This window comes from Proteiniphilum saccharofermentans, from assembly GCF_900095135.1.
Taxonomy (GTDB): Bacteria; Bacteroidota; Bacteroidia; order Bacteroidales; family Dysgonomonadaceae; genus Proteiniphilum; species Proteiniphilum saccharofermentans.
Genome location: NZ_LT605205.1, coordinates 2,220,264 through 2,233,040 on the forward strand (window position 1 = coordinate 2,220,264; position 12,777 = coordinate 2,233,040).

The window sequence follows — 12,777 nt, forward strand, 5'->3', positions numbered from 1 at the left end:
CTATGCACATAAACGCTACATTAATAAATTTATATAATGTCTGTAAGCGAGAGCTTTGGTTACACGCCAACGGAATTCGTTTTGAACATACATCCGATTTAGTCTATGATGGCAGGTTGATTCACGAAAATACATATCCACAAAGGTCGGAACGATACGAAGAACTGGAGGTTGACGGATGTAAGATCGATTTTTACGATGCCCGGAATAAGATTATCCATGAGATCAAGCGTTCGGACAAAGTGGAGCGAGCACATGAATGGCAGGTGAAATATTATATGTATGTGTTGGAGCAAAATGGTATTGAGGGCGTTACCGGACTGTTGGAGTATCCAACGCTCAGGCATACAGCGAAAGTGGTCATTACAGACGATGACCGGCAGAAAATCAAGGCTATGAAGCAGGATATTCTGGGGATTATCAGGTCGGATGATTGTCCTCCGGTAATTAATGGAAGGATCTGTAAGAATTGTAGTTATTATGAGTTTTGTTATGTAAGTGAAACGGAATCATGAAGAAAACATACTATCTTTTTAATCCGGGCTTGTTGGAACGCAAGGATAACACATTGAAATTTACTCCTTACGAAGAGGATGGCAATGGGGAGATGTTCCATCCTGGACAACCTCGTTATCTTCCGGTGGAGGATATCGCCGAGTTTTATGTGTTCGGTTCCTTACAGGCTAAAAGCTCTCTTTTCAATTTCCTGGGACAGAAAGATATCGCTCTTCACTTCTTTGATTATTATGAGAACTATACCGGTTCATTTATGCCTCGTGATAATTTGTTGTCAGGAAAGATGTTGCTCGCCCAAACGTCGGCTTATCAGAATAAGAAAAAAAGAATTGAGATTGCCCGTAAATTTATTGAGGGAGCCGCCTTCAACATGATCAAAAATCTGCGGTATTACAATATACGTGGAAAAGACCTGGACGGCGTGATCGAGAAGATAGATGAATATAGCTCCCAGATAGTTCATTCAACAGCGGTTGACGAGTTGATGGGGATTGAGGGTAATATCCGGCAAACTTATTATGACGGCTTCGATCTGATCATCAACGATTTCAGCATGGAGGGTAGGAGTAAGCAGCCTCCCCGCAATGAGGTGAATGCGCTTATCTCCTTCGGGAATATGATGTGTTATAGCCAATGCCTGAGGGCGATACACCAAACGCAGCTCAATCCCACCATCAGCTATCTTCATACTCCGGGAGAAAGGCGATATTCTCTCTCGTTGGATATCACGGAAATCTTCAAACCAATCCTGGTGGATAGGGTGATTTTTAAACTGCTCAATAAAAGGGAATTGCAGGAAAAGCACTTCGATCATAAATTGAACCGGTGCTTGCTCAATCCTTCCGGAAAGAAAATCTTCGTAAAAGCGTTTGAAGAAAGACTGACGGAAACTATCCAGCATCGTTCCTTGAAACGGAAAGTCAGTTATCGACATCTGATGAAACTCGAATGTTACAAACTCAGTAAGCACCTGCTTAGTATAGAAGAGTATAAACCCTTTAAAATGTGGTGGTAGATGTATGTGATTCTGGTGTATGATATTGGCGAAAAGAGGGTAGGGAAGATGCTTAAACTTTGCCGGAAGTATTTAAGTTGGATTCAGAATTCCGTATTTGAAGGGGATATAACAGAAGTTAGACTAAAAGAATTAATCTTGGGTGCGGAAAAGATAATGAAAAAAGAAGAGGATGATAGTTTGATTATTTTTTCCAGTCGTTCAGATAAATTTCTTGAGAAGCAAATTATTGGTAAAGAAAGAAGTAGTACCGATAATTTTTTATAGCTCATTGTCGATGGGACTGTTTATCTAATTGCTGAATAGCAAATTTAACCGAATGAGTTCTTTGACATATTGAAAATAAGGACATAAACTAAGTTGTCGATACCCCGGGATTTTTGTATCTTTGGCTATCGACAACTTTTTCAACAAGAATTCGATGATATTTTTCTGTTTAAATGCTGATATACAGCTTTATTTTTTGCCGTTTTTAACGGCCATTAATCGTACTAGGTAGAATTGAAATTCAAGACGGTGAATGAGAACCACAAATCGATGAAGCCATTAATCGTACTAGGTAGAATTGAAATTGGCAAAAGGTACTTCATTGACAGTTAATCTCGTCGATGCCATTAATCGTACTAGGTAGAATTGAAATCCCGAGATGCAGACGTTGGTTGTCACGACTGGAGCCATTAATCGTACTAGGTAGAATTGAAATTTCTAAACATTCGTAAACGCCACGTTAGCAACAACCATTAATCGTACTAGGTAGAATTGAAATATTGGTCGTCTTCCCTGCTCCCCGATTTCTCATTTCCATTAATCGTACTAGGTAGAATTGAAATAACGATATACACGGGCAACAAACCTTCGAGTGGGTCCATTAATCGTACTAGGTAGAATTGAAATACTGCCACATCTTCGATGTTTCCATGAACGCCATTCCATTAATCGTACTAGGTAGAATTGAAATTAATATTTCAAGTGCTTTTTTATACCAGAACTCCCCCATTAATCGTACTAGGTAGAATTGAAATATTGAAGCAAATTACGAAGCAACGCTGATAAAAACCATTAATCGTACTAGGTAGAATTGAAATTCGAGGGAAAGGACAAACTTATCGAACAGCAGCAACCATTAATCGTACTAGGTAGAATTGAAATTTTCGAATATACAATACTATTGATGGTTAAATAACCATTAATCGTACTAGGTAGAATTGAAATATACGAATATCTTAAAAGCTTAGGTGCAGAAATACCATTAATCGTACTAGGTAGAATTGAAATCGTAGATGTCGGCCGGATGCTGAAGAGCTTCCTTCCATTAATCGTACTAGGTAGAATTGAAATAGATGTCTTACGCAGTCAGCCGAAAATAGATTTTCCCATTAATCGTACTAGGTAGAATTGAAATAGGAGTTAAAGAGGGTTGTTAACTTTTTTTTAATTGCCATTAATCGTACTAGGTAGAATTGAAATATAGTGACGTGTACCCGGTCTACTATAATCCCGGCCATTAATCGTACTAGGTAGAATTGAAATAAGTAAATTCACCATCCACAAAGCATAAAGCAACCTTCCATTAATCGTACTAGGTAGAATTGAAATGAAGGAAGAAGAAAGAAGTTCGCGAGGAGCTGCCGGCCATTAATCGTACTAGGTAGAATTGAAATTTATAGGATACCGGTTCCCAATGGGGCGAGAACATTCCATTAATCGTACTAGGTAGAATTGAAATTCGGACCTCCGTCTTGAGATTATTGTCCGTAATTCCATTAATCGTACTAGGTAGAATTGAAATATGGAATACTCATTGCGAAGGGGAACATCAGAGTTCCATTAATCGTACTAGGTAGAATTGAAATTCCGAGCTGTCGTTGATCGCCTTCGGTCTGAAGACCATTAATCGTACTAGGTAGAATTGAAATATGAGTTCGCGAGAGTGTATTCAGCACCGACGTATACCATTAATCGTACTAGGTAGAATTGAAATGTGGTAGTCCCAAGGGATCGTGCTGTTTTCGGCATAACCATTAATCGTACTAGGTAGAATTGAAATCTTCTGGAATCTTGATAAACTTCGAGCAGAAACCCCATTAATCGTACTAGGTAGAATTGAAATAAACATGAGATAAACTACAACACAGAGGCTCCATTAAAGCCATTAATCGTACTAGGTAGAATTGAAATTTTCTGCCGCCTTGCAAATCGCAACTAAAATATGGGACCATTAATCGTACTAGGTAGAATTGAAATAATATTGTCGTCGTTAGTGACAATAACTACACGAACCATTAATCGTACTAGGTAGAATTGAAATTCGAGAATCCGAGAGGCTATTGGATTGGCGAAACGCCATTAATCGTACTAGGTAGAATTGAAATAATAAAACAACAAAACATTATAATCGGGGTGGCTGTCCATTAATCGTACTAGGTAGAATTGAAATTCTTGTCTTATTTTTTAATATTGTCAATCCTGTTACCATTAATCGTACTAGGTAGAATTGAAATCAAGGAACTCATTTTGATATGGGTGTTTCATTTGCCATTAATCGTACTAGGTAGAATTGAAATAGAAGATAGCGAGGGTAAATTCAGGACGGGCAAAGCCATTAATCGTACTAGGTAGAATTGAAATACAAAATGCACAAGCGGTGGAAAGCCCATTATGACCCCATTAATCGTACTAGGTAGAATTGAAATGTCGTTCGAGTAGCTCCAGCGTGATGTCTGTGTCGTCCATTAATCGTACTAGGTAGAATTGAAATGGTGATGAGGGAAGAAATTGGCTTCTCCAAAATGGCCATTAATCGTACTAGGTAGAATTGAAATAAAAGATACATGGATTGGTTCACGAGGGGTGAACCCATTAATCGTACTAGGTAGAATTGAAATTCGTATAGCGCAACAAGACCATGTGCCGTGTTAACCATTAATCGTACTAGGTAGAATTGAAATCTTACGATTGCGCCTTTGACCATATCGCCATACAAAACCATTAATCGTACTAGGTAGAATTGAAATAAGAGTTTAAAAACCCCACCGTTGACTTTAAGAGGCCATTAATCGTACTAGGTAGAATTGAAATTATTTTTTCGCTTAACCGTGCTGCGTAGGGCTGACCATTAATCGTACTAGGTAGAATTGAAATATATAGCATTCAGAGAAGGTCAATCCTCCCCGAAAATCCATTAATCGTACTAGGTAGAATTGAAATATAGTCTTATGTCTGCCTTCCAAAACGCTATCGAAGCCATTAATCGTACTAGGTAGAATTGAAATCTGTTTATGTTGTGTGGTAAAACTTTATCCATTTCCCCATTAATCGTACTAGGTAGAATTGAAATTAAACTTTTGGCACTCTTCCAAAGTGCCTTCGAATACCATTAATCGTACTAGGTAGAATTGAAATTCCGTCTCGACAAAGTGCGGCGACAGCTTGTAAGCCATTAATCGTACTAGGTAGAATTGAAATTTCAGAATGTGGAATATGATATTCGGGTAACAAGCCATTAATCGTACTAGGTAGAATTGAAATCTTCGGTGCACAAATTTATTAATATTTTAAAATTTGACCATTAATCGTACTAGGTAGAATTGAAATCGGCTTCCATCTTGTTCTCGTCTGCGGTCTTATCGGGCCATTAATCGTACTAGGTAGAATTGAAATAAAATATGGGTTCTTCTGACAATATCCAAATTTATCCATTAATCGTACTAGGTAGAATTGAAATGTAGTTACTCCGATACTACTCATATCACCATTACCCATTAATCGTACTAGGTAGAATTGAAATTAAAAAGAGCCTTCTGTATTATTTCTGAATTTTAATTCCATTAATCGTACTAGGTAGAATTGAAATATATTTCCTCCTGTTTTGGGGTGTCAGGATCCGCACCCATTAATCGTACTAGGTAGAATTGAAATTCAAATCTTTGAAGGGATAGAAGGTGTTTCACCCCCATTAATCGTACTAGGTAGAATTGAAATCCAATGCTCAGTTCAGGGAGAAATACACCGAGCTGACCATTAATCGTACTAGGTAGAATTGAAATCAGTTCAATTGTCGCAGACCTTGACTTGTTGGGTTCCATTAATCGTACTAGGTAGAATTGAAATTTAAGTTCTTCCTGTTTTGCCAATTCGCCTGATTCCATTAATCGTACTAGGTAGAATTGAAATTTGAAAATACCCAAGCTGCGAGGGAGTGGCTGGAGAGCCATTAATCGTACTAGGTAGAATTGAAATCCGGTTTAATGTCTCTTAACTTTGAAGCGCAAAGACCATTAATCGTACTAGGTAGAATTGAAATTTTACATTGCATTATTGTTTATCGCTTTTACAGCACCATTAATCGTACTAGGTAGAATTGAAATAGATTATAGGCCAAGTTTGCCGATTGATTTTTTGCCATTAATCGTACTAGGTAGAATTGAAATACAAGACTCATAAAGGTAGATTTTGTTCAAAAGAACCATTAATCGTACTAGGTAGAATTGAAATCGGATTACCCGCTCTTAACCGAAGCTAACTTCTACCATTAATCGTACTAGGTAGAATTGAAATTTTACCAACTCGTCTTCCATGCTTTCCTATTGATAATCCATTAATCGTACTAGGTAGAATTGAAATCCTGGGGAGGAAAGTTCAATTTTCCGATTTGAGCGACCATTAATCGTACTAGGTAGAATTGAAATAGGAGAATGAGGTGGAAGTATAAAGACGGAAAAATCCATTAATCGTACTAGGTAGAATTGAAATGCAAATTAAAACCGTCAGAAAATGACGGTGTTATTGCCATTAATCGTACTAGGTAGAATTGAAATGAAGAACCGTTGTAAAACTTAATCCTGTTTCTTTCCCATTAATCGTACTAGGTAGAATTGAAATCTCGTGGAGAAGGAGTTTGCAAAGATTGAATCCGCCATTAATCGTACTAGGTAGAATTGAAATAAGGAGTAGAAACTGGTCTTAGAGGGCTTCAAAACCATTAATCGTACTAGGTAGAATTGAAATTCCATAATCATAGTTTTTAAAAATTAGCATCTGTCCATTAATCGTACTAGGTAGAATTGAAATTCTTTTTTATTCTTTTCGACAAAGTAAGGCATAAACCATTAATCGTACTAGGTAGAATTGAAATATTCGTCGGTTATCAATTCGATGTTCTCTTTGAGTTCCATTAATCGTACTAGGTAGAATTGAAATCTTAAAAAATAGAATTATGAAAACAAAAGAATTACCATTAATCGTACTAGGTAGAATTGAAATCTGTCTTTGAGGTAGAGCGCGGATTCTATTTTCTTGAAGCCATTAATCGTACTAGGTAGAATTGAAATTCGGGAATAAACTCAACGTCGAATTTCCGCAAAACCCATTAATCGTACTAGGTAGAATTGAAATTTAAAAAAGACAGAAATATACAAGCAGTTGACGCCCATTAATCGTACTAGGTAGAATTGAAATTTGCGAAAAACACGATCGCAACTCAAAAAACATTTACCATTAATCGTACTAGGTAGAATTGAAATTAGCTCTTAAATGTCATATCTGTATCATATAGAGAGACCATTAATCGTACTAGATAGAATTGAAATAAAAGTGGGACGGAAACGAGGATGATTGGGCGCCGATCCATTAATCGTACTAGGTAGAATTGAAATACGCAAAGCAAAAGGAACATTTTCTTTCTGGAATCATCCCATTAATCGTACTAGGTAGAATTGAAATTAGATAAAACCGCTCGTTATCCGGTGTATTGAAGTCCATTAATCGTACTAGGTAGAATTGAAATTATGAAGGCGCTATGTTACGATCCAGGGAACCTTCAGCCATTAATCGTACTAGGTAGAATTGAAATAAGAAAAAAACGGTTACTGTTTCAGACCAAGAATCCATTAATCGTACTAGGTAGAATTGAAATTAGAAAATAGTAAAGAGGCGAGGGAGTGGCTGGAGACCATTAATCGTACTAGGTAGAATTGAAATCGCTGCTCTAATGAGCGGTGCGAAAAGAAACTGAAACCATTAATCGTACTAGGTAGAATTGAAATTAGTTTTATCCTCCAATCGTTCGGGCACAACAAACCCCATTAATCGTACTAGGTAGAATTGAAATTAAAACGAGCCTTCTGTATTATTTCTGAATTTCAACCATTAATCGTACTAGGTAGAATTGAAATTCCAGAGAGACCCCGTGTAATCGTCGCCCTCTTTATCCATTAATCGTACTAGGTAGAATTGAAATTTCATTATATTCTCGCATCCCTTATCGATTCAGGGTAACCATTAATCGTACTAGGTAGAATTGAAATGCGAAGATACCGCCGTGATAGAAGTAAGCCCGGAATCCATTAATCGTACTAGGTAGAATTGAAATGGTGATGAAAGTTCTGGTTACACAAAAAGGGCTTGCCATTAATCGTACTAGGTAGAATTGAAATTTTTTAGGTTGCTCACACCTGCCCGACATGTAACGGTCCATTAATCGTACTAGGTAGAATTGAAATATTTTTGTTTCTAATTCTTTCTCTAAAATCATAATCCATTAATCGTACTAGGTAGAATTGAAATCCTTTAAAATGGCAAGGAATACTTTCTCGAAGTCGCCCATTAATCGTACTAGGTAGAATTGAAATTCAGCAAACGACGAAATTATATACCTCTCTGTTTGACCATTAATCGTACTAGGTAGAATTGAAATCCATCACGGCTGACCCCGCCTATACCCAAACCGAAGCCATTAATCGTACTAGGTAGAATTGAAATAGAGAAGCCTAAGGGAAGTCCAGTACCAAGTATTACCATTAATCGTACTAGGTAGAATTGAAATATCAATCCGGCAAAATCTTCCGACTTGTACGCCCTTCCATTAATCGTACTAGGTAGAATTGAAATAGAACAGGATGCTTTATTTCCGCCATACCTTTATACCATTAATCGTACTAGGTAGAATTGAAATAAATGACGATGATTTATTTACGCTCGCTCGGCTGCCCATTAATCGTACTAGGTAGAATTGAAATATCAAACAAGAACAATCGAGTTAAGAAGTTCTACGACCATTAATCGTACTAGGTAGAATTGAAATACGGATTTTACTAATCTGGTTAATAAGTCTGCGTTTCCATTAATCGTACTAGGTAGAATTGAAATCGTGTTTTTCTCTTCTCTGCTGCTGCTGGTCACTCCATTAATCGTACTAGGTAGAATTGAAATGTAGAAATAAATAAGAAACCTTACTACGGTTTCGCCATTAATCGTACTAGGTAGAATTGAAATGAAGGAACCTCTCACTTTGTGAATTTGATCGCTTCTCCATTAATCGTACTAGGTAGAATTGAAATTTAGTTTGAGGGCGGGGAACAAGCCAACGATGAATCCATTAATCGTACTAGGTAGAATTGAAATCCACATGAGAACCTATATGTATCGACCCGTCTGCCATTAATCGTACTAGGTAGAATTGAAATTGAAAAAATTATACACGGTGGCACAGGCAGCCGAACCATTAATCGTACTAGGTAGAATTGAAATTTTACATTAACAGTATCAGCTTTTTTTGCTTTCGTTTGCCATTAATCGTACTAGGTAGAATTGAAATTTGACAAGCTAACGATGCTTAAAAACACTCTAACGCCATTAATCGTACTAGGTAGAATTGAAATTGATGTTAATTGTGCTATTAAATTAAACATACTTTGCCATTAATCGTACTAGGTAGAATTGAAATGCGAATTACTATACAGGTGTTCGCCGGTGCTTTTTCCATTAATCGTACTAGGTAGAATTGAAAGGGATATGGATTGAAGATGTGCAAAAAAAAGCTGTCCCAAAACGAAGTTTACTTCGCTGAGACAGCCTCTTTTCCATAAGTTTCAGAACGGCTATTTCTTATCGGCTTTACTTTTACCGGCCGTTTTTTTGTCACCGCAACAGCCTTTTTGGGCATCTTTGCCCTCTTTGCAGCAGCCTTCTTTCTTCTCTTTTTTATCTTTATTTTCTTTGCAGCATTCGGTTTTTGCTTTGTCTGCCTGTTTCGCCGGCTTAGCGTCCTGCGCCATTACCCCGGCGGTGAAAGAGAGTACAAAAAGCATCGCTGTCGATAGAATCAATTTTTTCATATGTCCTAACAATTTTAGAATGATTATAAATGAATTTGTCAGCGCAAATATACGATATATAACTCTTATTCTACAGTAGCAGTATTGTTGATAATTGTTAATGACGATGCTGCCATGCCGCAAAATGAGCGGATGAATAGGCTGATTGGCGAACAAGTCACCTGCATGAAGAAGGGCATTTCATTGGCCGGAAACTTTCATCGCCGTATATCTCTTTACGGATACCCAGAATGATCAAATCACCCCGCGGATCCTGTCGTCGAATGCCGTCAGAGCTGCCTTCGCGCCTTCTCCCATAGAAATGATGATCTGCTTGTAGGGAACCGTCGTTACGTCGCCGGCAGCATAAATCCCGGGGACGTCCGTACGTGCGCGTTCGTCGATCTCTATCTCTCCGAAACGGTTGGTCTTTACCACATCTTTAAACGCTGCGCTGTTGGGCGCCAGACCGATCTGTACAAATACCCCGTCTAGGTCGATAACCCGTTCTTCTTCCGTCTTGCGGTCTTTCACCTTCAACCCGGTGACTTTTTCTCCGTTGTTGATCACTTCGGTCGTTTGCGAGTGGAGGAAGATCTCTACATTCGGCAGGCTTTTCACCTTCTCCTGTAATACCTTGTCCGCCTTCAGTTCTTCCAGGAACTCAAAAACGGTGACGTGAGAACATATCCCTGCCAGGTCGATAGCCGCCTCTATACCGGAGTTACCTCCGCCTATTACTGCCACACGCTTGCCTTTATAGAACGGACCGTCGCAATGCGGACAAAAAGCCACCCCTCTTCCGATGAACTCGGTTTCACCGGGCACGTTCAGCTTGCGCCAGCTGGCTCCTGTAGCAATGATCAACGCAGGTGCGGTAAATATCTCACCACCCTGGGTCAAGACGATCTTCTGTTTATTTTCCACTGTTACATTCTCGACTGAACGATGTTCGAAAATATCGATAGGATATTCGCTCATATGGTTTTTAAGATCATCTGCCAATTTGCTGCCGGTTGTCCTGGGAACCGAGATCAGATTCTCTATCCCTCCCGTCTCATTGACCTGGCCCCCTACACGTTCGGCGACAACAGCCACATTCAACCCTTTACGGGCACTGTAGACAGCCGCTGCAACACCGGCAGGCCCTCCGCCTACCACAATCACGTCATATTCGCGGATGGTCTGTTCTTCAACTTCGGATGTCTCCGTACCATAATGCGCTTCCAATTTAGCCAGCAATTCGCCGAAATTTCCCCGGCCGACGTGTAAAAGTTCGCCATCGGCAAAAACTGCCGGCACTCCTTGCAGATCCAGAGCATCTGCTTCCTCCTTATAGATAGCGCCATCCACCGCTTCATGCGTAATACGCGGGTTGATCACCGCCATGGCGTTCAGAGTCTGAACCACGTCCGGACAATTGGTACAGGTCAGCGACATATAAGTTGTCAGACGGATATCTCCCTTTAACGATTTCAATCTCTTCGTTACGAATTCATCGGGCAGGTTCTTACCTTTACCATCCGCATTCAGGACAGCCAGCAGCAGTGAGGTAAACTCATGGCCGGTCGGTACTGCACGGAATCTGATTCCCGTTTTCTCACCGTTTTTCAATATATCGAATGCGAGACCTTCACCCGGATTTTCCTGCAATGACAGACGATCCGAAACCGATACCACGTCGTTGAGTAGTTCGAGCAGTTGTCCACGGTTTGGATGGTTTTCTCTGACCGAAACATCGAATGTGTAATCATTACTGAGTTCCGAGAAGATACCCCGTAGTTGTTCTATTAAAGATGTATCTAGCATAATGTGTTAATAAAAAGACGGGTAACCCGTAGTAAACAATTCACCACAGGTTACCCGTCAGTAGTGATTGTATATTAAATTTTTCCTACCAGGTCGATGCTGGGTTTCAAAGTTTCCTGGCCTTCTTCCCATTTCGCGGGACAAACTTCGCCGTCGTGGGTCGCCACAAACTGGGCAGCTTTTACTTTGCGTACCAGTTCTTCAGCATTACGACCAATACCGTTGTCGTGAATTTCGGCGATCTTGATCTTTCCGGAAGGATCTATTACAAATGTACCCCTGTAGGCAACTCCTTCTTCTTCTACCATCACGCCGAATGCACGGGTGAGGAGCCCGGTCGGATCAGCCAGCATCGGATATTTAATTTTACGAATGCTTTCAGAAGCATCGTGCCATGCTTTGTGAGTGAAGTGTTTGTCTGTACTTACCGAGTAAACTTCTACGCCTATTCTCTGCAGCTCTTCGTACTTTTCAGCTACATCCACCAATTCTGTGGGGCATACGAATGTGAAATCCGCGGGATAAAAGAAGAAAATAGCCCATTTGCCCAATACATCGTTGTGGGTTACTGTTTTGAACTCGCCTTCGTGGTAGGCTTCTACTTTAAACTCTGTCAGTTGTGAATTGATAATTGAACTCATAATTTTTTCTGTTTTATAATTGAATGTTTCAGTATTGTGTAACATTTGATGTTTTGTAAATATTCCCGGAAGAACCTACCTTGAAAGAATACATTTATTATCGCTTATTGAAGCCCTCAGAACCGGTTCTTCCTTATTAGTGTTACAAAGATAAGTAAAGATTTTATTTATTGAAAAGTTTCTTTAATCGATAGTATTTATATGGCATTGACTTAAGTTTTTGGCTTGGGATAAGACATTTCACCTGTTTTTGTCAATCTTCTGTCCGTCAGATAAATTCTGTAGTAATTGTTATTTTACTTCTACAGAAGTAGGTAATTATTTTGATACTCAATAGAAAACAGGTGAATATCCATTGGGAATTATACTATTATCAAATATAATTATTAATTTTGTGTTGGTACATCATTATTAATTACTTGAATGATTATGGATAATATGGCTTCTTATATTTCAATTGATCCGGAAATACGTTTTGGTAAACCGTGTATCAAAGGGACTCGTATCGCTGTTACGGATATTCTCCTATGGCTTGCCTCCGGTATGTCCAACAAAGAAATACTGGATGATTATCCTATTTTGGAAGATAGTCATATTCGGGCTGCATTACATTTTGCTGCCGATAGAGAATCTTTTATTAAAATAATTCCTACAACCAATGTAGATCCGGCTATTGCTTGATGCAAATTTGTCATGGCGCTCA

The 12,777-nt window shown here is 39.0% G+C and carries 7 protein-coding genes and 1 CRISPR repeat array; of the genes, 4 read left to right on the forward strand and 3 right to left on the reverse strand.

Going from position 1 to position 12,777, the window contains the following annotated elements:
- Positions 1-2: 2 nt before the first annotated feature.
- The 3 genes from cas4 to cas2 are packed head-to-tail and all read left to right on the forward strand — an operon-like array spanning position 3 to position 1,798.
- Positions 3-515: a CRISPR-associated protein Cas4 gene (gene cas4, locus PSM36_RS08635; RefSeq protein ID WP_076930577.1), complete on the forward strand. Its 513-nt coding sequence runs from the start codon at positions 3-5 to the stop codon at positions 513-515.
- Complete coding sequence (gene cas1b, locus PSM36_RS08640) at positions 512-1,531, forward strand: type I-B CRISPR-associated endonuclease Cas1b (RefSeq protein WP_076930578.1); 1,020 nt, start codon at positions 512-514, stop codon at positions 1,529-1,531. The genes cas4 and cas1b overlap by 4 nt, the downstream gene beginning before the upstream one ends.
- A complete protein-coding gene (cas2, locus tag PSM36_RS08645) occupies positions 1,532-1,798 on the forward strand; it encodes a CRISPR-associated endonuclease Cas2 (RefSeq protein WP_076930579.1) in 267 nt (88 codons plus the stop codon).
- A 212-nt stretch (positions 1,799-2,010) separates the two neighbouring features.
- A CRISPR array of direct repeats spans positions 2,011-9,318; the repeat unit is 29 nt; unit sequence CCATTAATCGTACTAGGTAGAATTGAAAT.
- 90 nt (positions 9,319-9,408) lie between these two features.
- Here the strand turns inward: cas2 and PSM36_RS08650 are convergent.
- From PSM36_RS08650 to ahpC, 3 genes are all read right to left on the reverse strand, one after another.
- Complete coding sequence (locus PSM36_RS08650; protein WP_026327520.1) at positions 9,409-9,645, reverse strand: hypothetical protein; 237 nt, start codon at positions 9,643-9,645, stop codon at positions 9,409-9,411.
- Between the two features lie 234 nt (positions 9,646-9,879).
- Positions 9,880-11,433: an alkyl hydroperoxide reductase subunit F gene (gene ahpF, locus PSM36_RS08655; protein WP_019540689.1), complete on the reverse strand. Its 1,554-nt coding sequence runs from the start codon at positions 11,431-11,433 to the stop codon at positions 9,880-9,882.
- A gap of 74 nt (positions 11,434-11,507) precedes the next feature.
- A complete protein-coding gene (gene ahpC / locus PSM36_RS08660) occupies positions 11,508-12,074 on the reverse strand; it encodes an alkyl hydroperoxide reductase subunit C (protein WP_026327521.1) in 567 nt (188 codons plus the stop codon).
- A gap of 429 nt (positions 12,075-12,503) precedes the next feature.
- Here ahpC and PSM36_RS08665 point away from each other — a divergent pair, with 429 nt between their 5' ends.
- Positions 12,504-12,755, forward strand: a complete 252-nt coding sequence (locus tag PSM36_RS08665) for a DUF433 domain-containing protein (protein WP_173823126.1) — start codon at positions 12,504-12,506, stop codon at positions 12,753-12,755.
- The last annotated feature ends 22 nt before the right edge of the window (positions 12,756-12,777 follow it).